General features: G+C 55.2%; 30 protein-coding genes. 28 read left to right on the top strand and 2 right to left on the bottom strand.

Annotation, left to right across the window (positions count from 1 at the left end; all coding sequences use genetic code 11):
- Nucleotides 1-69: 69 nt before the first annotated feature.
- The 25 genes from ACDI13_RS09885 to dsbD all read left to right on the top strand — a co-directional run bounded on the left by ACDI13_RS09885 (nt 70) and on the right by dsbD (nt 17,862).
- Nucleotides 70-696 (top strand): transglutaminase-like cysteine peptidase, encoded by a 627-nt coding sequence (locus ACDI13_RS09885; RefSeq protein ID WP_372372420.1) that lies wholly within the window; start codon nt 70-72, stop codon nt 694-696.
- A gap of 101 nt (nt 697-797) precedes the next feature.
- Nucleotides 798-2,738, top strand: coding sequence for a LapD/MoxY N-terminal periplasmic domain-containing protein (locus tag ACDI13_RS09880; RefSeq protein WP_372372418.1), 1,941 nt, complete (start codon nt 798-800; stop codon nt 2,736-2,738).
- 281 nt (nt 2,739-3,019) lie between these two features.
- Nucleotides 3,020-3,388 carry a 50S ribosomal protein L14 gene (gene rplN / locus ACDI13_RS09875; protein ID WP_003805375.1) on the top strand — a complete coding sequence of 123 codons (369 nt, stop codon included), beginning with the start codon at nt 3,020-3,022 and terminating at the stop codon, nt 3,386-3,388.
- 13 nt (nt 3,389-3,401) lie between these two features.
- On the top strand, nt 3,402-3,722 hold the full coding sequence (gene rplX / locus ACDI13_RS09870; protein ID WP_003805373.1) for a 50S ribosomal protein L24: 321 nt from the start codon (nt 3,402-3,404) through the stop codon (nt 3,720-3,722).
- Nucleotides 3,723-3,734: 12 nt separating this feature from the next.
- On the top strand, nt 3,735-4,274 hold the full coding sequence (gene rplE, locus ACDI13_RS09865) for a 50S ribosomal protein L5 (protein WP_009459981.1): 540 nt from the start codon (nt 3,735-3,737) through the stop codon (nt 4,272-4,274).
- Nucleotides 4,275-4,284: 10 nt separating this feature from the next.
- Complete coding sequence (gene rpsN / locus ACDI13_RS09860; protein WP_042489405.1) at nt 4,285-4,590, top strand: 30S ribosomal protein S14; 306 nt, start codon at nt 4,285-4,287, stop codon at nt 4,588-4,590.
- Between the two features lie 11 nt (nt 4,591-4,601).
- Nucleotides 4,602-4,997: a 30S ribosomal protein S8 gene (gene rpsH, locus ACDI13_RS09855; RefSeq protein WP_316990893.1), complete on the top strand. Its 396-nt coding sequence runs from the start codon at nt 4,602-4,604 to the stop codon at nt 4,995-4,997.
- 12 nt (nt 4,998-5,009) lie between these two features.
- A complete protein-coding gene (gene rplF / locus ACDI13_RS09850) occupies nt 5,010-5,543 on the top strand; it encodes a 50S ribosomal protein L6 (protein WP_316990894.1) in 534 nt (177 codons plus the stop codon).
- Between the two features lie 21 nt (nt 5,544-5,564).
- Entirely contained in the window at nt 5,565-5,918 is a 354-nt protein-coding gene (gene rplR, locus ACDI13_RS09845) for a 50S ribosomal protein L18 (RefSeq protein WP_316990895.1), read from the top strand.
- A 12-nt stretch (nt 5,919-5,930) separates the two neighbouring features.
- Complete coding sequence (gene rpsE / locus ACDI13_RS09840) at nt 5,931-6,452, top strand: 30S ribosomal protein S5 (protein WP_316990896.1); 522 nt, start codon at nt 5,931-5,933, stop codon at nt 6,450-6,452.
- A 3-nt stretch (nt 6,453-6,455) separates the two neighbouring features.
- On the top strand, nt 6,456-6,641 hold the full coding sequence (rpmD, locus tag ACDI13_RS09835) for a 50S ribosomal protein L30 (RefSeq protein ID WP_003805366.1): 186 nt from the start codon (nt 6,456-6,458) through the stop codon (nt 6,639-6,641).
- Nucleotides 6,642-6,652: 11 nt separating this feature from the next.
- Nucleotides 6,653-7,093 (top strand): 50S ribosomal protein L15, encoded by a 441-nt coding sequence (gene rplO, locus ACDI13_RS09830; protein ID WP_022983333.1) that lies wholly within the window; start codon nt 6,653-6,655, stop codon nt 7,091-7,093.
- Nucleotides 7,094-7,105: 12 nt separating this feature from the next.
- On the top strand, nt 7,106-8,431 hold the full coding sequence (gene secY / locus ACDI13_RS09825; protein WP_003805363.1) for a preprotein translocase subunit SecY: 1,326 nt from the start codon (nt 7,106-7,108) through the stop codon (nt 8,429-8,431).
- A gap of 9 nt (nt 8,432-8,440) precedes the next feature.
- Entirely contained in the window at nt 8,441-8,659 is a 219-nt protein-coding gene (gene infA / locus ACDI13_RS09820; RefSeq protein ID WP_003805361.1) for a translation initiation factor IF-1, read from the top strand.
- A 32-nt stretch (nt 8,660-8,691) separates the two neighbouring features.
- The gene (gene rpmJ / locus ACDI13_RS09815) at nt 8,692-8,805 is read left to right on the top strand and encodes a 50S ribosomal protein L36 (protein WP_003805360.1); all 114 of its coding nucleotides are present in this window, start codon (nt 8,692-8,694) and stop codon (nt 8,803-8,805) included.
- Between the two features lie 36 nt (nt 8,806-8,841).
- A complete protein-coding gene (gene rpsM, locus ACDI13_RS09810; protein ID WP_003805346.1) occupies nt 8,842-9,207 on the top strand; it encodes a 30S ribosomal protein S13 in 366 nt (121 codons plus the stop codon).
- A gap of 14 nt (nt 9,208-9,221) precedes the next feature.
- Complete coding sequence (gene rpsK, locus ACDI13_RS09805) at nt 9,222-9,620, top strand: 30S ribosomal protein S11 (protein ID WP_003805343.1); 399 nt, start codon at nt 9,222-9,224, stop codon at nt 9,618-9,620.
- A gap of 11 nt (nt 9,621-9,631) precedes the next feature.
- Nucleotides 9,632-10,255 (top strand): 30S ribosomal protein S4, encoded by a 624-nt coding sequence (rpsD, locus tag ACDI13_RS09800; protein WP_094198138.1) that lies wholly within the window; start codon nt 9,632-9,634, stop codon nt 10,253-10,255.
- 153 nt (nt 10,256-10,408) lie between these two features.
- On the top strand, nt 10,409-11,392 hold the full coding sequence (gene rpoA, locus ACDI13_RS09795; protein WP_003805337.1) for a DNA-directed RNA polymerase subunit alpha: 984 nt from the start codon (nt 10,409-10,411) through the stop codon (nt 11,390-11,392).
- Between the two features lie 203 nt (nt 11,393-11,595).
- Complete coding sequence (gene rplQ / locus ACDI13_RS09790; protein ID WP_003805334.1) at nt 11,596-11,982, top strand: 50S ribosomal protein L17; 387 nt, start codon at nt 11,596-11,598, stop codon at nt 11,980-11,982.
- Between the two features lie 626 nt (nt 11,983-12,608).
- On the top strand, nt 12,609-13,694 hold the full coding sequence (locus tag ACDI13_RS09785; RefSeq protein ID WP_316989356.1) for an LLM class flavin-dependent oxidoreductase: 1,086 nt from the start codon (nt 12,609-12,611) through the stop codon (nt 13,692-13,694).
- A gap of 122 nt (nt 13,695-13,816) precedes the next feature.
- Nucleotides 13,817-14,362, top strand: coding sequence for a flavin reductase family protein (locus tag ACDI13_RS09780; protein ID WP_316989357.1), 546 nt, complete (start codon nt 13,817-13,819; stop codon nt 14,360-14,362).
- Nucleotides 14,363-14,484: 122 nt separating this feature from the next.
- Nucleotides 14,485-15,459 carry an AraC family transcriptional regulator gene (locus tag ACDI13_RS09775; protein ID WP_316989358.1) on the top strand — a complete coding sequence of 325 codons (975 nt, stop codon included), beginning with the start codon at nt 14,485-14,487 and terminating at the stop codon, nt 15,457-15,459.
- Nucleotides 15,460-15,506: 47 nt separating this feature from the next.
- Entirely contained in the window at nt 15,507-15,893 is a 387-nt protein-coding gene (gene cutA / locus ACDI13_RS09770) for a divalent-cation tolerance protein CutA (protein WP_316989359.1), read from the top strand.
- Between the two features lie 37 nt (nt 15,894-15,930).
- Nucleotides 15,931-17,862, top strand: coding sequence for a protein-disulfide reductase DsbD (gene dsbD / locus ACDI13_RS09765; RefSeq protein ID WP_316989360.1), 1,932 nt, complete (start codon nt 15,931-15,933; stop codon nt 17,860-17,862).
- 118 nt (nt 17,863-17,980) lie between these two features.
- On the opposite strand, the gene hemB is transcribed toward dsbD, so the two are convergent.
- Both hemB and yihA read right to left on the bottom strand, forming a co-directional pair.
- Complete coding sequence (gene hemB, locus ACDI13_RS09760; protein WP_316989361.1) at nt 17,981-19,000, bottom strand: porphobilinogen synthase; 1,020 nt, start codon at nt 18,998-19,000, stop codon at nt 17,981-17,983.
- Entirely contained in the window at nt 18,997-19,620 is a 624-nt protein-coding gene (gene yihA, locus ACDI13_RS09755) for a ribosome biogenesis GTP-binding protein YihA/YsxC (protein WP_316989362.1), read from the bottom strand. Before yihA ends, hemB begins: the two co-directional genes overlap by 4 nt.
- Nucleotides 19,621-19,777: 157 nt before the next feature.
- Between yihA and ACDI13_RS09750 the strand changes: the two genes are divergently transcribed.
- The 3 genes from ACDI13_RS09750 (at nt 19,778) to ccsB (ending at nt 24,127) form a co-directional block, all read left to right on the top strand.
- Nucleotides 19,778-20,482, top strand: a complete 705-nt coding sequence (locus ACDI13_RS09750; RefSeq protein ID WP_316989363.1) for a c-type cytochrome — start codon at nt 19,778-19,780, stop codon at nt 20,480-20,482.
- 228 nt (nt 20,483-20,710) lie between these two features.
- Nucleotides 20,711-22,753: a cytochrome c biogenesis protein ResB gene (locus tag ACDI13_RS09745; protein WP_316989364.1), complete on the top strand. Its 2,043-nt coding sequence runs from the start codon at nt 20,711-20,713 to the stop codon at nt 22,751-22,753.
- Between the two features lie 15 nt (nt 22,754-22,768).
- Nucleotides 22,769-24,127, top strand: a complete 1,359-nt coding sequence (gene ccsB / locus ACDI13_RS09740; RefSeq protein WP_316989365.1) for a c-type cytochrome biogenesis protein CcsB — start codon at nt 22,769-22,771, stop codon at nt 24,125-24,127.
- Nucleotides 24,128-24,161: the final 34 nt, after the last annotated feature.

The raw sequence follows: 24,161 nt of genomic DNA, 5'->3' as shown, positions 1-24,161 counted from the left end.
ATTGACGTGCTCTTGTCTTTTGCCTGGCTACGCCTTTTTCTTCGATCCAGGGTTGCGCTGCTAGCGTTGATGGCGCTGCTTGTTTTTGTGTGGCTGCCTTTATCGGTGCCAGCCTTGCAGTTCGAGGCAAGCAAGATTCGCCAGACTGCCGTCTCCCGTTTCGGAGCCCGTGCTGGAACTGCCGTGGATCGGTGGATAGCCAACCTGGGCTCTGCCCGCGGTTTAAGCGAGCGCCGCCAACTGGATGTCGTTAATGATTTCTGGAACGCGAATGCGATGGCTGGCGAGGATATTCATATCTGGGGGCAGTTGGATTATTGGGCGACACCGATTGAAACTTTGGGCAAGATGGCGGCCGATTGCGAGGATTTTGTAATCGGCAAATATTTTTCCTTGTTACATCTGGGTGTACCCAATGAAAAATTAAGATTGATTTATGTACGGGCACAAGTGGGCGGCCAGAGTATTGCGCACATGGTGCTGGGCTACTACCCCACACCGCAGTCCGAGCCTTTGTTGCTGGATAATTTAAGCGGTTCGATTCGCCCTGCCAGCCAGCGTCCTGATTTGACTCCGGTGTTCAGCTTCAATTCCCAAGGCGTGTATGTGGGTAACGCTCAGAAGGGTTCGGTAGATAGCATCAGCCGCTGGCGGGGCTTACTGGAAAAAATGCGTAAGGAAGGGTTTGTTCCTTGATGATGTGCCAGCCCCTGGGCTTGAGCCCCGATCAGAAACAGATCTCAGGACACCCTTGTTGGGTGGGCTAGAGCGGAATTTATGGAGTATACGGAAGCGTTATGTCTTTACTTAAACAGCTCCTGCTAAGTGTCTCGTGCGCGATTCTTGCTATCTTGATTGGCACACTGTGGTTCAGTGTCGACTCGGCAAGACAGTATTTGAGCAGTCAGTTGCAGGCTCAAGGTGAGTCGGCGGCCACGTCGCTGGCCTTGACCTTGTCTCAGCCCAGCAACCAGGACCCGGTGACCCAAGAGCTGCTGATCGCTGCTTTGTACGATACCGGGCAATTTGAGCGTATTCGTTTTGTTGATACCTCCGGCACGATCTTGGTGGAGCGGAGTGCTCAGCAAGAAACGCAGATCAGCGGATCTTCGCCTGCGTGGTTCGCCAATTCTTTGCCGATTGATGTACCTGTGGCCTCGGCCCATGTCAGTAATGGCTGGAACCAGATTGGTACGGTCGAAGTAAACCCCGCCGACGAGTACGCCCGCGCCAGTTTGTGGAAAAGTTTTGTGCGCGTCACCTTGTTGGTGCTGGGCGCCGGGATTGCCTGGGGCGTGTTTGTATTGATGGTCATGGCGTGGTTGCGCCGGGCTTTGCGTGAACACGTGCAGTTCGAGCTGCAAAGGATGGATCAAAGCGAGTCTGTGCCCAGCCGCAAGAAAGTGCGCACGATTCCCGAACTGGAAGCGGTCACACATACTTTAAGTACGGTGCAAAAACGCATCCGTGTCAGCAGTCAGGAACAAAATGCCCGAATCGAGCAGTTGCAGCTGGAGTTGAACTGCGACCCGGTGACGGGCCTGGCCAATCGTAAGTACTTTGTGAATATGTTCCGTCAGGTGCTGCAACAGGAAAAGGGCGGCCATGTGCTGTTGTTCCGTCAGCGGGACTTGTTGCCATTGAATACCTCCTTGTCTCGTGACGCGGTGGATGCCTGGCTGAAACTAGTGACTCAGCGTTGTACGGAGCTATTGCAGAAAAATGGTATGGACGCGGGCAATCTGGCGCGCTTGAATGGTTCCGACTTTATCGTGCTGCTCAAGGGCCAGATGGGTCCTCAAGTGATGGGTTTTGCCCAGGAACTGCGTACTGCCTTGCAGGAGCTGCGCCAGCCCCTGCCCGATGGCAGTCTGTGCCGCTGGTCGATGGCAATGACGAACTACGAAGGGCAGGATACGCTTAGCGCCGTGATGACGCGCTTGGACAATGCCTTGATGCGTGCTGAAGGGGCAGGGCACCAGGAGGTGGAGTACCGTCCGTCCGAAGGGGCTCATTCCGAGGCGGGATCGTCCATTGGCGAGCAGGAATGGCATTTACGTATTGAGCGCGGCCTGGAACAAGGTCGGATTGAATTGAATGTGAAACCTGGCGTCGAAGTTTGGGGTAAGGCAGGTCAGATTTACGATGCAACCTTGAATTTGTTGCCCGAGCAACCGGGACAGGCCAGTTTGCCTGCCTATTTGTTCATTCCGGTGGCGGTGCGTCTGGGTTTGTCGTGGCAATGTGACTTGCGTACGATGAAGCTGGCAAGCGACTGGTTAGCCGATAACGAGGGCAGCTTGAGTATCCGCGTCTCCTGGGCATCAGTGATCAAGCCCGGTTTTGCGGATCAGGCGGCTGAAGTTTTGGCCAAGGCCGGGGACAAGGCCCAACGTCTGATTATTGAATTGGATGCGTATTGTCTGAGCGAATACGATGTGGAAACGGTCGCTTTTGTAGATGCATTGCGTCCTTCGGGCGTGCAGTTTGGTCTGCGCCGTGTTCTGGAGCAGCCTGAATCGATTCTGTGGCTGCATATGATGGCGCTCAAATACATCGTTCTGGACGACGAGCGTGTCCAGACTTTGCAGGCCGAGGTTGGCGGCCGACATTTGTTGACGGCCTTTCTACAAAGCCTGCAGGAACTGGGGATTGGTTTGCGTCGGGTGACACGAGTCAGCAATAGTGCCCAGCTAGACGAGTTGTTGCGTGAAAACGCCGTCTCGCCAAGGCCTTAGCAAATAAATCCTTGTTTTTCTGGGGCTTATTTGCTAGTATATGTGGCTTACCTCTTTATTTTGACCGGAGAGGCTTGGTAGTTGCCTATCCGGATTGAAGTTGGTAATACAACGTTTTGTCTCTCGCAAGATTTCAACCTAGGGTTCGGCTTGCCGGACCAGATCGAGATCGGGTTTACGGTATCGAACTGGCTGGATCCGAATCTGACGGGACCAAAACTGGTTGTGTGACCCAGTCATTTTGGCTGGATCGTTGCAATTAAGTTGGAACAGGAAAAATCATGATTCAAATGCAGACCACGCTGGACGTGGCCGACAACACAGGTGCGCGTTCCGTAATGTGCATCAAGGTGCTGGGCGGCTCGAAGCGCCGTTATGCCGCAATTGGTGACATCATCAAAGTTACCGTTAAAGAAGCGGCCCCGCGCGGACGCGTCAAAAAAGGCGAAATCTACAACGCTGTAGTGGTTCGTACCGCTAAGGGCGTGCGCCGTAAAGACGGTTCGCTGATTCGTTTCGGTGGCAATGCCGCCGTATTGCTCAATGCCAAGCTGGAACCCATCGGCACCCGTATCTTCGGACCCGTTACGCGTGAACTGCGTACCGAGAAGTTCATGAAGATCGTGTCCTTGGCTCCCGAAGTGCTGTAAGGAGCGCGAAAAAATGCAAAAAATTCGTAAAGGCGACGAAGTTATTGTGCTGACCGGCCGTGATAAAAAACGCCGTGGCACAGTACTGCAACGCGTCGATGCAGACCACGTCATCGTGGAAGGCATCAACGTAGTCAAAAAACACGTTAAAGCCAATCCTATGGCTGGCACGCAGGGTGGTATCGTCGACAAGACCATGCCTATCCACATCTCGAACGTTGCACTGTTCAACCCAGAAACCGGCAAGGGCGACCGTGTTGGTATCCAGGTGATCGACGGTCAGAAGACGCGTGTTTATCGTTCCAGCGGCAAAGCCGTTGGCGCCAAGGCTTAAGGGGCGGATAACATGGCACGTTTACAAGAGTTCTACCGCGAAAAAGTGGTTGCCGATCTGCAAAAGCAGTTCGAGTACAAGAGCATTATGGAAGTACCCCGCATCACCAAGATCACTCTGAACATGGGTGTCTCGGAAGCGGTTGCTGACAAGAAGATTATCGAGAACGCGGTATCGGACATGACCAAAATTGCTGGTCAGAAGCCCGTTATCACGAAAACCCGCAAAGCTATTGCCGGTTTTAAGATTCGCGAAGATTACCCGATCGGTTGTATGGTGACCCTGCGCGGTCAACGCATGTACGAATTCCTGGATCGTCTGGTCGCTGTGGCTCTGCCACGCGTTCGTGACTTCCGTGGTGTGTCGGGTCGTGCGTTTGACGGCCGTGGCAACTACAACATGGGGGTTAAAGAGCAAATCATTTTCCCCGAAATCGAGTACGACAAAATCGACGCAGTGCGTGGTCTGAACATCAGTATCACTACTTCTGCCAAGACGGACGAAGAGGCCAAGGCGCTGCTTAGCGCGTTCAGCTTCCCGTTCCGCAACTAAGGGGCGCAACGTGGCTAAACTTTCCCTCATCAATCGCGACATCAAGCGCGCCAAGCTGGCTGAGAAATTCGCCGCCAAGCGTGCAGCACTGAAAGCGACTATTGACGACCAGTCCAAGTCTGACGAAGAACGCTACGAGGCTCGTTTGCAGTTGCAACAATTGCCACGCAACGCGAACCCGACCCGTCAACGCAACCGTTGCGTTATCACCGGTCGCCCTCGTGGTGTTTTCAAGAAATTCGGTTTGACTCGCCATAAAGTGCGCGAAATGGCAATGCGCGGCGAGATCCCCGGTATGACCAAGGCCAGCTGGTAGGAGAAATACATATGAGCATGAGCGATCCAATCGCCGATATGTTGACCCGTGTGCGCAACGCGCAAATGGTCAACAAGACATCGGTCAGCATGCCCTCCTCGAAGCTGAAAGCAGCGATTGCTGCTGTGCTGAAAGACGAAGGCTACATCGAAGATTTCCGCATCGTTGGCGAAACAGCCAAGCCAGAGCTGGAAGTTACCCTGAAATACTATGCCGGCCAGCCAGTCATCGAGCGCATCGACCGCGTTTCGCGTCCTGGACTGCGCATCTACAAAGGCAGCACAAATATCCCTCAAGTCATGAACGGCTTGGGTGTTGCCATCGTGTCTACGTCTCGCGGCGTGATGACCGATCGCAAAGCACGTGCAGCTGGCGTCGGTGGCGAAGTGCTGTGCTACGTGGCATAAGGAGAACATCATATGTCACGTATCGCTAAGTATCCCGTTTCCCTGCCCAAGGGCGTAGAAACGACTATTGCCGCTGATCAGATCACGGTCAAAGGCCCTCTGGGCACTTTGGTTCAACCTCTGACTGGCGACGTCACTATTGAACTTCAAGACGGTCAGCTGTCTTTTGCTGCTGCGAACGAAACTCGTCACGCAAACGCAATGTCCGGCACCGTGCGCCAACTGGTCAACAACATGGTTGTTGGCGTGAGCGCCGGTTTCGAGCGCAAGCTGAGTCTGATTGGCGTGGGCTTTCGTGCCTCCGTCCAGGGTAATGCCTTGAAGTTGCAACTGGGTTTCTCGCACGACATCGTGCACGACCTGCCTGAAGGCGTTAAAGCCGAGTGCCCCACTCCGACAGAAGTTGTGATCAAGGGTTCGAACAAGCAGGTGGTTGGTCAGGTTGCCGCTGAAATTCGTGGCTATCGTCCACCAGAGCCTTACAAAGGCAAGGGTGTACGTTACGTCGGCGAACGCGTCATCCTCAAGGAAACCAAGAAGAAATAAGCCCGCAGGCAAGGACGAATCATGGACAAGAAACAATCCCGTATGCGTCGTGCAGTGGCTACTCGCCGCAAGATCGCCGAACTGCGCGTACACCGCCTGTCGGTGCATCGCACGAATACGCATATTTACGCGAGCATCATCTCGCCCGAAGGCGACCGCGTTCTGGTCAGTGCTTCCACTGTCGAGACCGACGTTCGCAAAGAATTGGCCGTTGGCAGCAACGTAGCGGCAGCCAGCCTGGTTGGCAAGCGCGTCGCCGAAAAGGCGAAGGCTGCGGGCATTGAGACGGTTGCTTTTGACCGCTCGGGCTTCCGTTACCATGGCCGCGTGAAAGCGCTGGCCGAGGCCGCGCGTGAAGCCGGCTTGAAATTCTAAAGGAATTATCAAATGGCTAAAGCACAAGGCAGACAGGCTCCAGAGCAAGAGCGCGATGACGGCCTGAAAGAAAAGATGATTGCGGTTAACCGCGTCAGCAAAGTCGTTAAAGGTGGTCGCACCATGAGCTTTGCTTCGCTGGCCGTAGTCGGTGATGGCGATGGTCGTATCGGCATGGGTAAGGGCAAAGCCCGCGAAGTACCCGTTGCTGTTCAAAAGGCAATGGAACAGGCCCGTCGCGGTCTGATCAAAGTGCCTCTGAAAAACGGCACTTTGCATCATACTGTTGTTGGTAAGCACGGTGCATCCACCGTTCTGATCTCGCCCGCCGCTGAAGGTACCGGCGTTATCGCTGGTGGCCCAATGCGCGCTATCTTCGAAGTGATGGGCGTGCGCAACGTCGTAGCCAAGAGCCTGGGTTCCAGCAACCCATACAACATGGTTCGCGCTACATTGAACGGTTTGCGTGCTTGCTCGACACCGGCTGACATTGCTGCCAAGCGCGGCAAGACAGTTGAAGAAATTCTGGGGTAAGTCATGGCACAGAAACAAATCAAAGTTACGTTGGTGCGTTCGGTCATCGGCACAAAGCAAAGCCATCGCGACACCGTTCGCGGCCTGGGTCTGCGCCGAGTCAACACCAGCCGTGTATTGGTTGATACTCCTGAGGTTCGTGGGATGATCCGCAAGGTGGATTATCTGGTTACGGTCTCGGAAGCCTGAAAGGAATCGGGATGTCTGAATTGCAATTGAACAATCTCAAGCCCGCCGCTGGCGCCAAACACGCAGCACGTCGTGTTGGTCGCGGTGTCGGTTCCGGCTTGGGCAAAACCGGCGGACGTGGTCATAAAGGCCAGAAATCCCGCTCGGGTGGTTTTCATAAAGTCGGTTTCGAAGGCGGTCAAATGCCTTTGCAACGTCGTTTGCCCAAGCGTGGTTTCACCACCCTGGACGACCACCTGTACGCAGAAGTACGTCTGTCCGAACTGCAAAAAATGGATGCCGAAGTTATCGACGTCCAGGCACTGAAGCAGGCTGGCGTGGTTGGCCAAATGGTGCGTTACGCTAAAGTCATCAAGTCCGGTGAACTTTCCCGTAAAGTTGCGCTGAAAGGCATTAATGCAACGGCCGGCGCTCGCGCCGCGATCGAAGCAGCCGGCGGCTCGCTGGAATAAAAAGGGGTCACGGTGGCAAAAGCTCAGGCACAGAGTAAGTCGGGTCCGCGCTACGGCGATTTGAAACGTCGTCTCGTTTTCCTGTTGCTCGCCCTGATTGTCTACCGCTTGGGTACGCACATTCCGGTACCAGGCATCAATCCTGATGCCTTGTCCGAACTGTTTACTCAAAACCAGAGTGGTATTCTGGGTTTGTTTAACATGTTCTCCGGTGGTGCTTTAGAGCGATTCTCAGTGTTCGCACTGGGAATCATGCCCTACATCTCTGCGTCCATCATCATGCAATTGATGACCGCTGTGGTGCCCACGCTGGAAGCAATCAAGAAAGAGGGTGAGTCGGGTCGTCGCAAGATCACGCAATACACCCGTTACGGAACGGTCTTTTTGGCTTTGTTCCAGGGAGTTGGGATTTCCATCGCTCTAGAATCGCAGCCCGGTCTGGTTATCGACCCAGGGATGCTGTTTCGCTTCACGACAGTGGTAACACTGGTCACTGGCACCATGTTCGTCATGTGGCTGGGTGAACAGATCACTGAACGTGGATTGGGTAATGGTATTTCCATCCTGATCTTCGCCGGTATCGTAGCGGGTCTGCCTAATGCTTTGGGCGGCATGCTTGATCTGGTGCGTACGGATTCCATGTCGATTCTATCGGCACTGTTTATCCTCGTTTTAGTAGCCGCCGTCACGTACTTCGTCGTCTTTGTCGAGCGTGGTCAGCGTCGTATCACGGTCAACTACGCCAAACGGCAAGTAGGTAACCGTATCTATGGTGGTCAAAGCTCGCATTTGCCGCTGAAACTGAACATGGCTGGTGTGATCCCTCCGATCTTCGCTTCGTCCATCATTCTGTTGCCAGCGACAATTGCTAATTGGTTCTCCAGCACACCCGGTCTGGGTTGGTTGCGTGAAATCGAGGCTGCTTTGTCGCCGCGTCAGCCGCTTTACATTACTTTGTTCTCCGCGCTGATCATCTTGTTCTGCTTTTTCTATACGGCCCTGGTGTTCAACAGCCGCGAAACTGCAGACAACCTGAAAAAGAGTGGAGCCTTCGTACCAGGGATTCGTCCCGGTGATCAGACAGCGCGTTATATCGACAAGATCTTGATGCGTCTGACTTTGGCCGGTGCGATCTACATTACCTTGGTGTGTTTGGTACCAGAGTTCTTGCAAATGCGCTGGAATGTACCGTTCTATTTTGGCGGCACATCCTTGCTGATTATTGTTGTAGTAACCATGGACTTCATGGCGCAGGCCCAGGCCTATGTCATGTCACAACAATACGACTCGCTGCTCAAGAAGGCTAACTTCAAAGGCTCGAGCTTGCCGATGCGGTAATTCACGAAAATGGCAAAGGACGACGTCATTCAAATGCAGGGACAGGTTCTTGAGAACCTTCCCAACGCAACTTTTCGCGTCAAGCTGGAAAATGGTCACGTAGTGCTCGGATACATTTCAGGCAAAATGCGTATGCACTATATCCGGATTCTGCCGGGCGATAAGGTCACTGTGGAGCTCACGCCCTATGATCTATCCCGAGCACGAATTGTGTTCCGCTCCAAATAAGCGGCCGGTTACAGGAAACTAGGAGTCAAACCATGAAGGTAATGGCATCAGTAAAGCGGATCTGCCGCAACTGCAAAATCATTAAACGTCATGGCGTGGTGCGTGTCATCTGCACCGATCCACGTCATAAGCAGCGTCAAGGCTAAGTTGCCGAAACGCAACCGATTTAACAAGGAATAACCATGGCCCGTATTGCCGGCATTAACATCCCGCCGCATCAACACGCCGAAATCGGTCTTACCGCGATTTTCGGCATCGGTCGCACCCGCGCTCGCAAGATTTGCGAAGCATCGGGTATTGAATACTCCAAGAAGGTCAAAGATCTGACCGACGCGGAACTCGAGCGCATTCGCGAACAGATCGGCTTGTTCACTGTAGAAGGTGACCTGCGTCGTGAAGTTCAGCTCTCGATCAAGCGTTTGGCTGACTTGGGAACTTACCGTGGCATGCGTCATCGTCGCGGTCTGCCAGTGCGCGGCCAACGTACACGCACTAACGCTCGCACCCGTAAAGGTCCGCGTCGTGCCGCCGCGTCCCTGAAGAAATAATCGAGGAATAGAAGATGGCCAAAGCTTCTAGCAGCGCTTCACGCGCACGCAAGAAAGTCAAAAAAAGCGTGTCGGACGGGATTGCTCACGTCCACGCTTCTTTTAACAACACGATCATCACCATTACTGACCGTCAGGGCAACGCATTGTCCTGGGCTACGTCGGGTGGCGCGGGCTTTAAAGGCTCTCGTAAATCCACGCCGTTTGCCGCGCAGGTTGCCGCTGAAACAGCCGGCCGTACTGCCATGGAATACGGTATTAAAAATCTTGAAGTTCGCATCAAGGGCCCCGGTCCAGGCCGTGAATCGTCTGTGCGTGCTCTGAATGCTCTGGGTATCAAGATCACCAGCATTGCAGACATCACACCGGTTCCGCATAACGGCTGCCGTCCGCCCAAGCGTCGTCGCATCTAAGGGGAAGCGAAGTGGCTCGTTATATTGGACCAAAATGCAAACTCTCGCGTCGCGAGGGTACCGATCTGTTTTTGAAGAGCGCCCGTCGCTCGCTGGATTCCAAGTGCAAACTGGAATCGCGTCCTGGTCAGCACGGCCGCACCTCCGGTGCTCGTACGTCTGACTTCGGTCTGCAGCTGCGCGAAAAGCAAAAGCTCAAGCGCATGTACGGTGTGCTGGAAAAGCAATTCCGCAAATACTACGTTGAAGCTGACCGCCGCCGTGGCAACACCGGTGAAACGCTGATTCAATTGCTGGAATCGCGTCTGGACAACGTGGTTTACCGCATGGGTTTCGGCTCTACACGTGCTGAAGCTCGCCAACTGGTTAACCACCGTGCTATCGAAGTCAACGGTCACACCGCTGACATCGCTTCCATGCTGATCAAGGCTGGTGACGTCGTTGCCGTCCGCGAAAAAGCTAAATCCCAAGGCCGTATCAAGGAATCCCTGGATCTGGCCACTGGCATTGGTTTGCCTCAGTGGGTGGAAGTGGACGCTGCCAAGCTGTCCGGCGTGTTCAAGCAAGTTCCCGATCGCGCTGACGTCGCTCAAGACGTTAACGAATCGCTGGTTGTTGAGTTGTACTCGCGTTAATTTTGTACGCGAAGACCGCTTACGCAATACAGTAATCGCAGGCCCACTTCCCGGTTTTCGGCAAGTGGGCTTTGCGATACTATCCCGCTGGCTTTGCCAGTTTCCGTCAGCCTTATCGGTGTAACGAGCCGAGGGTATTGAAAAGGAAATCGAATGTCTCAAGGTTTTTTGAAACCCCGTTCCATCGAAGTTGAACCGATCAGCAAAAATCACGCCAAAGTGATCATGGAGCCTTTCGAGCGCGGCTACGGCCACACTCTGGGCAACGCACTGCGTCGTATCTTGCTGTCCTCCATGACTGGCTATGCACCCACTGAAGTGCAGATTACCGGTGTGGTGCACGAGTACTCCACGCTGCCAGGCGTGGGCGAGGACGTGGTTGATATCTTGATGAACCTGAAGGGCGTGGTCTTCAAGCTGCACAGCCGTGAAGAAGTTACCCTGATCCTGCGCAAGGAAGGCGCCGGCCAGGTTTTGGCCAGCGACATCGAATTGCCGCACGACGTTGAAATCATCAACCCCAATCATGTGATTGCCACCTTGACCGACGACGGCAAGCTGGAAATGCAGATCAAGGTTGAGCAAGGCCGTGGCTACGTGCCTGGTAACGTGCGCGCCCTGGCTGATGATCGCACCCACACGATCGGTCGTATCGTGCTGGACGCGTCTTACAGCCCAGTGCGTCGTGTTAGCTACGCGGTCGAAAACGCCCGTGTGGAACAGCGTACTGACCTGGACAAGCTGGTTCTGGACATTGAAACCAACGGCGTGATCTCGCCCGAGGAAGCCGTGCGCCAGTCCGCTCGCATCCTGATGGATCAGATCTCTGTGTTTGCTGCTCTGGAAGGTGTGGGCGATGCCTACGAAGCTCCAGTGCGTGGCGCTCCACAGATCGATCCTGTGTTGCTGCGTCCTGTCGACGATCTGGAACTGACTGTTCGTTCCGCAAACTGCCTGAAAGCCGAAAATATCTACTACATCGGCGATCTGATCCAGCGTACCGAAAACGAACTGTTGAAGACTCCAAACCTGGGCCGCAAGTCCTTGAACGAAATCAAGGAAGTGTTGGCTGCACGTGGTCTGACTTTGGGCATGAAGCTCGAAAACTGGCCACCACTGGGTCTTGAGCGCCCATAAGTAGTCAGCAAGACAGACGTTTCTTAGACGCCGCTTACACTTTTTCGGGTGTTGTACACCTACAAAAAGTGTGAGTGGCGGCTGAAAATGTGCTATTGTTTTGCGCTGTCCATCTGGTCCGCAGCTTAGCTGATAGAAGAACCGGATTTACGCATGTCGCATCAGCGGCGTGCCAATTAGATTCATTATTTAGGAAAATCATCATGCGTCACCGTCACGGTCTACGTAAACTGAATCGTACCAGCAGCCACCGTTTGGCCATGTTCCGCAACATGTCCGTGTCCCTGCTGACCCACGAAGCCATCAAAACCACCCTGCCTAAAGCTAAAGAGCTGCGCCGTGTGGTTGAGCCTCTGATCACTTTGGCTAAAAACCCAACCTTGGCAAACCGTCGTCTGGCTTTCGCCCGTCTGCGCGACCGCGATGCAGTGACCAAGCTGTTTGAAGTTTTTGGCCCACGTTACCAAGAGCGTAACGGCGGCTACACCCGCATCCTGAAAATGGGTTTCCGTCAGGGTGACAACGCTCCTATGGCATTCATGGAGCTGGTGGATCGTCCAGAAGTTCAGGAAGAAGCCGCTGCTGAATAAGCGCCGCTTGTTTCTACCGTAGTATTGAAAACGGACTCTCAGGAGTCCGTTTTTTTATTCCAGCGGTCGTTGCTGCACCAAGGGATGATGCTTTATAGGGTGGCCCTGGGACTGGCTGTTATCCTGGGGCCTGCTTTGACCCTGATTCTCCTCCTTCTACTACTGCTGCTGCTTTGCTTGTTGCCGTGCCAGGCGCTGAGGATCTGGGTGTCTCGCTCCCACCGCTACCTGTTTGCTTCTTCTTGCGCAGCAGCTCCTATTTTAGGCTTTGACGTCGTAGACCCTGCGTGCCCATTCTGGGCTGTGTCTTTCCCTCAGCAAGGCTGCCTGGGATGGATGTCAAATAAGTACACCCGACTGATCTCCACGTTCAGCCTAAAGGCCTGGAGCATTCGCTTTGCAAATAGGAAAAAGTAGCGTTTCATTTGACGTCAACGCATTGTTATATAAGGGTTTCTACTGGATTTTCTGATCTGAATAACTTTATGGTTCAAATAATTGCAGGCAATTGATAAAACCAGCAGTGATCCGATAGTGGACAGTAAAGCCACTCCCTAAAATTTGTGCTATGTCAGCTTCGCCATGGTGGTGAGCTGTAAATAACAACGATTTTCAGGAGACTGGCGATGGCACAGAATACATTGCTTACACACGATAAGTTTCTGCTAGGTACGTTTGCCACTAACTGCGGCGGCGGCATGACGGTATCGACCTTGCCGGATCGCTGGCAAGCTACGTGGGAAAACAATCTGAAGCTGGGCAAGCTGCTGGATGATGCCGGCATCGACTTCATGCTGCCTATCGCCCGTTGGATTGGTTACGGTGGCGAAACCGATTTCCACGGCTATGTTCTGGAAACCGTTACCTGGGCGACCGCTTTGCTGGCTAATACCCGCAATATCAGCGTGTTTGCTACTGTGCACACGGTTGCAAACCACCCTGTGGTGATCGCCAAGCAGATCGCTACCATGGCCCAAATCAGTAGCAACCGGGTCGGTTTGAATATCGTGGCAGGTTGGAACAAGCCCGAGTACGATGCCCTGGGCGTGAAACTGCCGGATGATCACGAAACTCGCTATGGTTACGCGCAGGAATGGTTCGATCTGATCAAGAAGATCTGGCACCACGATGGCCGTTTCGATTGGGATGGCAAGTACTTTCAGGCCAAGGGCGTGTATGGCAATCCTCGCCCTGAGTTTGACCCGCCTATCTTTAACGCTGCGGGTTCCGGCCAAGGCCGTGAGTTTGCCAGCCGCAATGCCAACTTCCTGTTCACGCCCGCCATGGAGCTGGACCGCTCCAGGAAAGAGGTGGCGGAGCTTAAGGCACAAGGCCTCGCGCAAGGCCGCAAGGTTGATGTGATGACCTTCTCGCATGTAGTGTGCCGTCCTACGGAGGCCGAGGCCAAGGCCGAGTGGGAACGCATCATGGGCAATATCGACAATGGTGCCGTGGATAATCTGATGAATTTACAGTTTGCGCATGCCCATTCCTTCCCGCACGAGCTGCTGGAGCAGATCCGCGAGCGCATGGCGGCTGGCCACGGCGGTTTCCCACTGGTGGGGACACCCGAGCAAGTGGCCGACGGTTTGTGTGCGCTGCACGAAGCCGGTTTCCGGGGAACAACCTTGTCCTTTGTGGACTATGTAAAGGAATTCCCTTATTTCCGTGATACTGTGCTGCCTTTGTTGCAGCAGCGTGGAATTCGCTAAGAGCGATCTGTTGGCTATCAGGCAGGCTTTGGTTTGCCCAGGGGGATAGCCAGTTTATGTACGCCACGCAGGCAGCACCGTCCTGATGACTGTGCTGCCCATAAGATTAGAAAAGGTGAATCATGCCTGTGGAATTGGCTTCCTTGCCGACAGACCAAGCGCCACACGCGCCTGGGGTTTCTGCCGAGCAATTCAAATTTGCTATGCGCCATCTGGGTGGCACGGCCAATGTAATTACGGTCGAACACCAGGGCCAGCGCAGCGGCCTGACCGCGACCTCGGTCACTTCAGTCGCCGCCGATCCGGCAGAGCTGCTGGTCTGTGTGAATCAAAGCTCCTCGTCCTGGCCCTTGATGCGTGACAGCGGTCTGTTTGGGGTGAATATCCTGGGTATTGAGCAGGCGGGTATGGCTTTGCAGTTTGCCGGCTTTAAAGGCGAGCAAGGTGATGCGCGTTATGCAGGACACGATTGGCTGCGTACCGAGCACGGTATCTGGCTTGCACGCCAAGCTCCCGCCGCCTTGGCCTGCCAGGTTGTGGACGTGATTGAGCGTCATAGCCACGCCTTGGTATTGGGGCGTGTATTGCAGGTGCACCATGCGGAGCAGGAACAGGAGTCGCCCTTGCTGTACTGGCAAGGACGCTTTGGCTGCTTTCAGGGCCAGTAACTCGTCGGGATTGCTGTCCCTGGCTTGGCGGTTGAGCCGAGCCTAGGGATTGTCTCGATGTTGCAATGCAAGAGGCTGTGCCACACTAAGGCACAGCTTTTTTATCGCTTGTTGCGACGCTCATGACCTCCATACTGAATCGCTATGCCCAGCTGCATTCGCAGGATGTGGACTGCGTTCAGCACTACATCTCCCAGGTTTTCTGCCCGCATAGTTTGACCCTGGCGGACACGCGTCAGCGACTGAATGCACGCCTGTATTTACGCCAGGGCCAGGACGTGGCTTATGGCCGCTTGCGCTATGGCGCGCAGGTGCAGATTGCGCCCCAGCCATTGGACGATTTCTACCTCCTGCAAATTCCCCTGGCGGGACAAGAGCAGATTCATACGGCGCACGGACGTTTCGCGTCTACCTCGCGCCTGGCTTCCATTATCAGCCCGACCCAAGCCTTCAGCATGGAACACAGCCTGGAGGCCGATAAGCTGTTTGTGCGTATTGGACGACAAGGGCTGGAGCGCCATTATCAGGAGTATTTTGCGCAACCTGTGCGTGGCTCGTTGGAGTTTCAGCCTTCTATTCCTTTGGATGCGCCCGGCGGGGCCAGTTTGCGTCGATTGCTGGATTGGCAGTTTGCTGAAGTGTCAGATGGCACGATGTTTGATCAGCCTCGTCAGGTGCGCCAGTTCGAGCAGACTCTGATTTACGCCTTGTTCGAGCTGCATCAGCACAATCAGCCTGCCCATAAGACTACGGCAGCCTTGCCGCATGTTTTGCGACGTGCTCTGGATTTCATGGAAAGTCAGACCGGCCAGCCGCTCACTATTGGCGATATTGCCCAGGCGGCGGGTGTCAGCGTACGCAGTCTGTATGCCGGGTTCCGGGAGCATCTGGGTGTCGCACCGATGGCGCGTTTGAAACAAATGCGTCTGGAAGCCGCCCGGCGGCATTTGCAAGAAGGTGGCATGTCAGTCACCGAGGTGGCCCTGGCCTGTGGTTTTACCCACCTGGGACAGTTCTCTGCTGACTATCGCCATCGCTATGGCGAGCGCCCCTCTGAAACATTAAGCGGCCTGACTCGGTCCCGATCCAGCATCTAAGCGCCGGCATCCGGCGCTACACTAAGGGCTCTGATTAGGAGCCCTGCATGTCCTCTGAGAATTCCTCCAGTTCCAAACCCAAACTGGCATTCACCTTGCCCGATCTGGATGCACAGCATTTGGTGCTGGTGCAGACGACCGTGCCCGATATGATGCTGGCCAAATACCTGGCTCATCACTTGGTTGAGGATGGAATTGCCGCTTGTGCGAACCTTGCGCCAGTCAGTTTGTCTATGTACATGTGGCAAGGGGAGTTACAGGGCGATGAGGAAATCACGCTGACTTTCAAAACCACAGTGGCCCGGCTACCGGAACTGGCAGATCGCTTGCGGGAGCAGCATCCTTACGAGCTGCCCGAATTGATTGTGCTTCCGGTGGTTGGTGGTTTCACCGCTTATCTGGATTGGGTCCGCACCCAGACGCGTCCTGCGTGATCTCAGATAACCCAGCCTAAAAAACCGGAATAGATTTGTGCCTTTGTCTTTGAAGCGTTCCCCGTTTTCTGCCCAGCGTCTTGGCGCTTGGTTTGCTGTGTTCTTTGTCCTGATGCTGGCCTGGCTGGCAGCGCCGTTGACGGCACAGGCAGAAGAAGAGTTTTTGGACCCGGAACAGGCTTTTGTACTGACCGCGGCCATGAGCCAGCCCGACCAACTGGATATCCATTTCCAGATTGCGCCTGAATACTACATGTATCGCAAGCGTTTCGGGGTCTCGACCGAGAAGGCCGAGCAACTGGGTAGTCCCCAGCTTCCCGATGGTGAAAAGGTGTACGACCCTACTTTTGACGAAGTGATGGAGGTCTACCGAAACTCGGTCACCCTGCGCGTGCCCGTCCTGGCCGATAGTTCGATTGGCCAGGATCTGAAAATTGATGTGCTCAGCCAGGGTTGTGCCGATGCTGGCTTGTGCTATTCCCCCTCTACGCAAACCTTGACCTTGATCCCCACCGGACAGGGCTGGGAAGTGGCGGGTCCTTTTGGCGTCCTGTCGGTGCCTGCACCGGCTAAAGACTCGGGCCAGAAAACAGATACGGTTGCAACGGCTGCTACCTCCACATCCTCCTCTGCCAGTACAGGTGGGGTAGCGTCGGCACTGAACTTGAGTGATGTGGGCCTGGCCGATTACCTCAAGCAGGCTGGCTGGGGCCAGATTGTGCTGCTGAGCTTTGTGTTCGGCTTGCTGCTGTCCTTTACGCCTTGCGTCCTGCCGATGGTACCGATTTTGCTGTCCATCATCGCTGGACGTAATCAGCCTGCACCATCGCGCTGGCATGGTCTGAAAATGGCTTTTGCCTTTGTGTTGGGCTTGTCTCTGGTCTATACCATCCTGGGGGTGGCAGCAGGTTTGCTGGGTGCGGGTTTGGCAAGTTGGTTGCAGAACCCATGGGTCTTGGGCCTGTTTGCTCTGATTTTGGTGGCGCTGGCCTTGTCCATGCTGGACGTCTTTACGGTTCAGGCCCCAGCGGCGCTACAAAATCGCTTGAATGAAACCATGAACCGTTTGCCGGGCGGGCAGATGGGTGGCGTGTTCCTGATGGGCATGCTGTCCGCGCTGATTGTCGGCCCTTGCGTGGCAGCGCCTCTGGCTGGCGTGCTGCTGTTTATCTCGCAGACGGGTGATGTGGTCCTGGGTGGCTCGGCGCTGTTTGCCTTGGCCTGGGGGTCGGGCGTCTTGCTGCTGATCGTAGGTGCGGGTTCGGGCAGTGTGTTACCCAAGGCCGGTGCCTGGATGGAAAGTGTCAAAACCGCGTTTGGTGTGTTGCTGTTGGCCACAGCCTGGTGGATGGTCTCGCCCTTGATGTCCGGTACGATCGCCGTCTTTGGCTGGGTTGTCCTGGCTTTGTGGGCTGCTGCTTTGCTGGGCGCGTTCGGACGCGGCACGGCGACACGTACTCCTTGGTCGGGCTTGCGACAGGGTGTGGGCATGATGCTGGCGGTCTGGGCCATCATGATGATGATCAGCATTGCCCTGGGTCGCCCCAGTGTGATTCGCCCTCTGGAAGGGCTGAAGTCGTCCGGTACGGTAGCCGCTGCGCAAAGCAAGGTGGAGTTTCAGCGTGTGAGCAGTTTGCAGGAGCTGGAAGAACGCCTGGCCAAGGCTACCCGCCCTGTCATGCTGGATTTCTACGCAGACTGGTGCGTGTCCTGCATTGAGATGGAGAACTTTACCTTTAGTGATCCCGCGGTCGCCCAGCGCATGGCGCAGTTTGAGTTGCTGCAGGTGGATGTGACGGCCAATACGCCAGAGGATCGTGAACTGCTCAAACATTTCCGCCTGTTCGGGCCTCCAGGCATCATGTTTTTTGATTCCAAGGGGCAACAACTGGAGCAGCTACGTGTGATCGGTTTTCAGGACGCCAGCCGCTTTTCCAACGTGCTGGATGAGGCTTTAGCCGGTGCCTGAAGCCTCTGGTTTGCCCGAAATCGGGCTTATCAGGGCCTAACAGACAATAGATCGTCGCGTACACACAACAAAAAACGCAGCTCACGGGCTGCGTTTTTTGCGTTCTGATTGATGTGAATCAGCAGTTCTGTTCGCGCATCAGCTTAGCGGCTTCGATGGCGAAATAGGTCAGGATGCCGTCGCCACCCGCACGCTTGAAGGCCAGCAGAGACTCCATCATGACCTTGTCGTGATCCAGCCAGCCATTCTGGGCGGCGGCTTTGATCATCGCGTACTCACCACTGACTTGGTAGGCGTAGGTTGGCATGCCAAAGGCGTCTTTCACATCGCGCAGGATGTCCAGGTACGGCAGGCCGGGTTTGACCATGACCATATCGGCACCTTCGCGGATGTCGGCAGCCACTTCGCGCAGGGCTTCGTTACGGTTGGCCGGGTCCATCTGGTAGGTGTTCTTGTTGGAACGCCCCAGATTGGCGGCCGAACCCACCGCGTCGCGGAAGGGGCCGTAAAAGGCGCTGGCGTACTTGGCCGAGTACGCCATGATGCGGGTGTGGATGAACTGGTCCTTGTCCAAAGCGGCACGGATGGAGCCGATACGACCGTCCATCATGTCGCTGGGGGCCACCATGTCCACGCCAGCCTGAGCTTGCGCCTGGGCCTGGCGAATCAGCATGGCGACCGTCTCTTCGTTCAGGATGTGACCGGCTTCGTCCAAAATACCGTCCTGGCCGTGGCTGGTGTAGGGGTCCAGGGCCACATCAGTTAGTACGCCCAGCTCGGGGAATTGCTGCTTGAGCATGCCCACAATGCGGGGAATCAGGCCATTGGGGTTGGCGGCTTCGCTGCCATCCGGGGTTTTCAGGGACGGGTCAATGGATGGGAACAGCGACAGTACAGGGATACCCAGTTCCAGACATTGTTCGGCCACGCGCATCAGTTCATCAGGCGAATAGCGCATGACGCCTGGCATGGAGCCGACTTGCTCCTGAACTTTCTCGCCTTCACGCACAAAGACCGGGTAGATCAGGTCGTCGGTGGACAGGCGGTTTTCGCGCACCAGACGGCGGGAAAACTCGTCGCGGCGGTTACGGCGCAGGCGAGTGTTAGGAAAGTCGGCAGGAGGAATAAAACGAGTCATGGAACAACCTTCGGAGAAATCCAGTTTTCGATGCATTCGGTCGCTTCGGGCAAGCCGATACGATCAGTGGAGGAGAAGGGCAGCGCATGCAGGGCGCCAATTTCCCGGAGCTGGCGGCGTACTTCGGCTACCGCCTTGATACGTTGACCATAAGGCAGTTTGTCGGCCTTGGTCAAAAGCGCCAGGACGGGCTTGCCGGTAGGCGCAATCCAATCGGCCAGACGCATATCCAGGTCGGTCACGCCGCGCCGGATGTCAATTAGCAACACAATACCGGCAATTGAGGGGCGGGTAGCCAGGTAGTCGCCCAGAATTTCGGCCCAGTCCTGCTTTTCGTGGCGGGCCACGGCGGCGTAGCCATAGCCGGGCAAGTCTACCAGGTGGCCCAGAAAGTCGCCCGGCGAGAGCGGGTCGGGGATGCCGAACATATTGATCAGGCGTGTTCGTCCCGGCGTTTTACTGGAAAAAGCCAGTTTTTTTTGGTTGGCCAACACATTGATGGCGGAGGATTTGCCCGCATTGGAGCGCCCCACAAAACAGACCTCTGGCGGTCCGGGAGGAGGCAGCTGATCGATCTGAGCAGCTGAAATCGTGAAGTGAGCGCGGTGCAGTATCGACATGGTTGCAGCGTAATTCCATATTGGTTCAGCGCCTATTGTATAATCTCTCGATTTGAAACAGTAATGTCGTAGTCCACTGGGTACTGACCAGCGGCTTACGGTGGCTTTTGCGGGGCGCATGCGGCACCCCGATTGATTCGCGATTATCGAGGTCCAAATGAAGCGTGCGCTTTCCCGAGTCGTTATCGCAAGCAGCCTGACGATGGCTTGCTCTGTGGTTTTTACCGCTAACGTGGCCCATGCAGCTGGTCTGCCCAAGCCAGATGCCGCCAAAGGCGAGCAGCTCTACCTGCAAGGTGAGATGTCGCGTGGCGTGCTGGCCTGTGTGACCTGTCACGGGGATGGCGGCAACAGTATTATTCCGGTTAACCCGTCGCTGTCTCACCAGCCGTACGAGTATCTGGTCAAGCAATTGCACGATTTCCGTGCAAAAGATGAAAAATCCGTTCCTGCTCGTCGTGGCCCTGAAGGCGCCAACAGCCTGATGACTGCCATTGCAGCGGGCATGACTGAAGACGACATCAAGAACGTGGCGTTTTACTTGTCTCAACAGGCGGTGAACTGGGACCAGGCTGCTAACGCCACCAAAGAAGACACCATGGAACGGGGTCAGAAGATTTGGCGCGGTGGTTTGCCCGAGCGTGGTGTTCCTGCCTGTGCCGCTTGCCACTCGCCTGATGGTGCTGGCATGCCAGGTCAATATCCTCGTCTGGCCGGTCAACACCCTGGCTACATTATTGAACAGCTCAAACTGTTCCGTAGTAGTGACCGTGCCAATAGTGCTGAAATGCACGACATTGCCGATCGCATGTCGGATGCTGACATTGCCGCCGTGTCGGATTTCGCCGCTGGCCTGCGTTAATCAGCCCCAGGGGGCCGCCGGCCCCCTGACTGCCTAAGGCCTGACATTCACCTTGTGGCCCCAGCTTCCGTTGATGGTTGTGGCGGTTTGGGTGCCTTGACACCGGGCAGTGCCGATTTGGGCCGGGTCTTGTGTTGGCATTTTGTCCAGTAATCGAACTTGTGGCACATTTTGTGTTCAAAGTCTGGATGGTTCCGGTGAACCCCCCCATCTCCTAAGCTAGCCTTTGTGAAAAAAGTATCTTCCGTGCGTCGCTTTGCGGCCGATTTCCTGGAATTGATCGGCTCGATGCGCTTTGCCATCAGCTTGCTGATGTTCATTTGCGTAGCCAGCCTGATCGGAACTGTTCTGGCGCAAAATCAACCCGCTAACACGTATATCGATCAGTTCGGCCCTTATTGGTTTGAATTGTTCGATCACTTCTCGATCTGGTCCATCTACAACAGTGGATGGTTCATGGTCATCATGACGTTTCTGGTGGTCTCGACCACGCTGTGCGTCATCCGCAATGCTCCCAAGATGATCCGTGAAATGCGTACCTTCAAGGAGCATGTGCGCGGTGGCAGTCTGAAAGCTTTTCCTCATCGTGTTGAGCTGGAAAGTGCAGGTGCTCCCGAGCATAACCGGGAGCAGGTGCAGGGTTGGTTGCAGTCCCAGGGGTACGCGGTGCGCGTGCGCAAGGACGACGATGGCAGCATGATGATGGCGGCCAAAAAGGGCAGTGCCAACAAGCTGGGTTACATTTTTGCTCACCTGGCCATTGTGGTGATCTGTGTGGGTGGCCTGCTTGACAGCGAATTGCCCGTGCGCCTGCAGGTGTGGCTGGGCGGCAAACAGCCCATTACTGAAAACATGCTGATTTCCCAGGTGCCCGAGTCGGGTCGACTTGGCCTGGGCAATCCCAGCTTTCGCGCCAATATGCTGGTGCCAGAAGGTGCCCGTACCGCCACCGCCGTGGTCAATTCCGGTGAAGGCGTCCTGATCCAGCCCCTGCCGTTTGCCTTGGAGCTCAAGCGTTTTCTGGTGGAGTACTACTCCACGGGCATGCCCAGCAGCTTCAAGAGCGAAGTGGAAGTCACCGATCCCGTCACGGGCGATACCTTCGAGCGCACGATTGAGGTGAACGAGCCACTGCGCTACAAGGGCGTCACGGTCTATCAGTCTGGTTTTGATGATGGCGGTAGTATTCTCAGCCTGAAGGGTTATCCCTTGGTAGGCCCTGGCTCCAAGACCTTTGCCCTGAGCGGCAAAGTGGGCGAGACCGTCGGTATTGCGGCTCAGGAAAGCCCCAATGAACATGCTTTGACGGTTCAGTTGACCGAGCTGCGCCCCATCAATGTGGAAAACCTGACTGAGGGTGATCCTCAGCCCAAAGCCATGATTGAACACGTGGCGGCTGTGACTGGTAGTGCAGCCAACAAGAAAGACCAGAATCTGAAGAATGTGGGTCCCAGCGTGAACTACCGCCTGATCGACGATCAAGGCCAGTCCCGCGAGTTTGTGAACTATATGTTGCCAGTGGAGCTGGACGGCACCCTGGTGTTTCTGGCTGGGATGCGTTTTTCGCCCGTCGAGCCGTTTCGTTACGTGCGTTTCCCGGCTGACGACAAGGGTTCCTTGAAAGAATTCATGGATTTGCGTGCGGCTACGCAGAACGAGGCTCTGGTGACCCAGGCGGCCGAGCGTTTTGCCGAGCGTAATTCTTCTTCGCCCGAGCAAAAAGAGCTGATGCTCTCCGCTTCCCGAACCGCCTTGCAGACATTTGTGCGTGCCGGTTTTGATGGCCTGATCAGCCGTGTCCCCGAGGCCGAGCGTGAGCGTATCCTGGGTTTTGCAATTCCCATGATTCAGTTCACATTGTCGGAATTGCGTGATTTGGTCAGACAGCAACAAGGTTTGCCAGAGTTGGATTACAGTCAGGAAAATAACGATGCCAATCGTTGGATTCAGTCTGCTGTACTGGCGTTTGCCAACCTGCCCGACTACCCAGCCCCCGTTATGTTGACCTTGGACAGCTTTGAGCAAGTTCAGGCCAGCGTATTTCAGGTGGCGCGCAGCCCAGGCATGTACATTGTGTACTTGGGTTGCTTGTTTCTGATTATTGGCGTGTTCTCGATGTTTTATATTCGGGATCGCCGTGTGTGGGTCTGGATTCGCCCTCACAAGCTAGGTAGCAGCGTAATGGCTGCCATGACATCCCAACGTCGCAACATGGACTTTAACCTCGAGTTTGATCGCCTGAAAGCGGCGTTCAACCGGCTATCTGTCTGACAAGGTGTAGCTACTATGGCGCAGACCCTTTCTTCGGCCACTCCAACGATGTGGCAAGACAATATCGCTTCCAGTGGCGACCGGCGCGGTATCCGTGGCCGTCCGGACTGGTCGGATGTGCTGTTTCTGGTGGTGCTGGCTTTGGGTGCGGCGTATGCGCTCAATGCCTACAGCACCAGCATGGATTACTACGAGAAGATCATTCTGGTGGCGTTTGTCCCCTTTGTGGCCTGGCTGGGATGGTTGTGGCGTCCGCTGCGTACCTTGTTGGTACTGTCCGGCTTGACGGCGTTGTTGGCGATCTGGCTGTACAGCACGGGCGATGGCTTGGGCACGGGTGATATTGAAAAGGCCGATTCGGTTTTTCTGTTGAAATATTTGTTCTCGTCCCAATCCGCTATTTTGTGGATGTGCGCGCTGTTTATTCTGGGCACAGTCATGTATTGGGCTGGGTTTTTCAGCAATACCGCTGCCTGGATGGGCTCGGGTCTGACCTGGGCGGCAGTCTATGCTGGCACGACAGGCTTGTTGGTGCGTTGGCGCGAAGGTCACTTGCTGGGTCCGGATATTGGTCATATTCCAGTCAGTAATCTGTATGAAGTGTTTGTCTTGTTGGCGCTGATTACGGCTTTGTTTTATCTGTATTACGAGCGTCGTTACAACACGCGTGCCTTGGGTGGCTTTGTGCTGTTGGCGATCAGCTCTTTGGTTATTTTCCTGCTGTGGTATTCCTTTACGCGCGATGCACATCAGATTCAGCCTTTGGTACCTGCACTGAAAAGCTGGTGGATGAAGTTGCATGTGCCGGCCAACTTTATTGGTTATGGCACCTTCTCCTTGGCGGCCATGGTGGGCTTTGCGTATTTGGTTAAAGAAAATGGTGAGACACGTTCGCGTGCCAAGCTGATCCCGGTGTTTTTACTGGGTGCCATTCTGTGTGCCGAACCTATGATTTTTGGCTCGCGGGAGTTATCACCAACCTGGATGCTGTATTTCGGTATCGGTAGTGTGATGGTGGGCACGATTTTGTATTTCCGTGGCCCGATTTCGCGCAAGCTGCCTTCCTTGGAAGTGCTCGATGACATCATGTACCGCGCAATTGCGGTGGGTTTTGCCTTCTTTACGGTGGCGACGGTGTTGGGGGCGTTGTGGGCCGCTGATGCCTGGGGGACGTACTGGCAGTGGGACCCGAAAGAGACCTGGGCCTTGATTGTGTGGCTGAACTATGCGGCTTGGTTGCACTTGCGTTTGCTTAAAGGTCTGCGTGGCACGATGGCGGCGTACTGGGCGCTGGGTGGGCTGCTGATTACCAGTTTTGCGTTCCTGGGCGTGAATATGTTCTTGTCGGGGCTGCATTCCTACGGGGAGCTGTAAGTCTTTTTGCTGTTCTGGGGCTGGGGGATTGGTT

The organism is Alcaligenes faecalis, assembly GCF_041521385.1.
In the GTDB taxonomy this organism is placed as follows: domain Bacteria; phylum Pseudomonadota; class Gammaproteobacteria; order Burkholderiales; family Burkholderiaceae_B; genus Alcaligenes; species Alcaligenes faecalis_E.
The sequence above is the reverse complement of the archived record's forward strand: the minus strand, read 5'-3'. Positions and strand labels throughout refer to the sequence as shown.

Bases quoted from the DNA above. Each gene is read 5' to 3' on its own strand.
- rpmD (WP_003805366.1), top strand. From the start codon at position 6,456: ATGGCACAGAAACAAATCAAAGTTACGTTGGTGCGTTCGGTCATCGGC.
- ACDI13_RS09750 (WP_316989363.1), top strand. From the start codon at position 19,778: ATGAAGCGTGCGCTTTCCCGAGTCGTTATCGCAAGCAGCCTGACGATG.
- ACDI13_RS09880 (WP_372372418.1), top strand. From the start codon at position 798: ATGTCTTTACTTAAACAGCTCCTGCTAAGTGTCTCGTGCGCGATTCTT.
- rplX (WP_003805373.1), top strand. From the start codon at position 3,402: ATGCAAAAAATTCGTAAAGGCGACGAAGTTATTGTGCTGACCGGCCGT.
- rplF (WP_316990894.1), top strand. From the start codon at position 5,010: ATGTCACGTATCGCTAAGTATCCCGTTTCCCTGCCCAAGGGCGTAGAA.
- cutA (WP_316989359.1), top strand. From the start codon at position 15,507: ATGTCCTCTGAGAATTCCTCCAGTTCCAAACCCAAACTGGCATTCACC.
- infA (WP_003805361.1), top strand. From the start codon at position 8,441: ATGGCAAAGGACGACGTCATTCAAATGCAGGGACAGGTTCTTGAGAAC.
- ACDI13_RS09775 (WP_316989358.1), top strand. From the start codon at position 14,485: ATGACCTCCATACTGAATCGCTATGCCCAGCTGCATTCGCAGGATGTG.
- rpsK (WP_003805343.1), top strand. From the start codon at position 9,222: ATGGCCAAAGCTTCTAGCAGCGCTTCACGCGCACGCAAGAAAGTCAAA.
- hemB (WP_316989361.1), bottom strand. From the start codon at position 19,000: ATGACTCGTTTTATTCCTCCTGCCGACTTTCCTAACACTCGCCTGCGC.
- ACDI13_RS09780 (WP_316989357.1), top strand. From the start codon at position 13,817: ATGCCTGTGGAATTGGCTTCCTTGCCGACAGACCAAGCGCCACACGCG.
- rplE (WP_009459981.1), top strand. From the start codon at position 3,735: ATGGCACGTTTACAAGAGTTCTACCGCGAAAAAGTGGTTGCCGATCTG.
- rplQ (WP_003805334.1), top strand. From the start codon at position 11,596: ATGCGTCACCGTCACGGTCTACGTAAACTGAATCGTACCAGCAGCCAC.
- rplR (WP_316990895.1), top strand. From the start codon at position 5,565: ATGGACAAGAAACAATCCCGTATGCGTCGTGCAGTGGCTACTCGCCGC.
- ccsB (WP_316989365.1), top strand. From the start codon at position 22,769: ATGGCGCAGACCCTTTCTTCGGCCACTCCAACGATGTGGCAAGACAAT.
- rpsH (WP_316990893.1), top strand. From the start codon at position 4,602: ATGAGCATGAGCGATCCAATCGCCGATATGTTGACCCGTGTGCGCAAC.
- ACDI13_RS09885 (WP_372372420.1), top strand. From the start codon at position 70: ATGGCGCTGCTTGTTTTTGTGTGGCTGCCTTTATCGGTGCCAGCCTTG.
- rplN (WP_003805375.1), top strand. From the start codon at position 3,020: ATGATTCAAATGCAGACCACGCTGGACGTGGCCGACAACACAGGTGCG.
- rpsM (WP_003805346.1), top strand. From the start codon at position 8,842: ATGGCCCGTATTGCCGGCATTAACATCCCGCCGCATCAACACGCCGAA.
- yihA (WP_316989362.1), bottom strand. From the start codon at position 19,620: ATGTCGATACTGCACCGCGCTCACTTCACGATTTCAGCTGCTCAGATC.
- ACDI13_RS09785 (WP_316989356.1), top strand. From the start codon at position 12,609: ATGGCACAGAATACATTGCTTACACACGATAAGTTTCTGCTAGGTACG.
- rplO (WP_022983333.1), top strand. From the start codon at position 6,653: ATGTCTGAATTGCAATTGAACAATCTCAAGCCCGCCGCTGGCGCCAAA.
- rpoA (WP_003805337.1), top strand. From the start codon at position 10,409: ATGTCTCAAGGTTTTTTGAAACCCCGTTCCATCGAAGTTGAACCGATC.
- rpsE (WP_316990896.1), top strand. From the start codon at position 5,931: ATGGCTAAAGCACAAGGCAGACAGGCTCCAGAGCAAGAGCGCGATGAC.
- rpmJ (WP_003805360.1), top strand. From the start codon at position 8,692: ATGAAGGTAATGGCATCAGTAAAGCGGATCTGCCGCAACTGCAAAATC.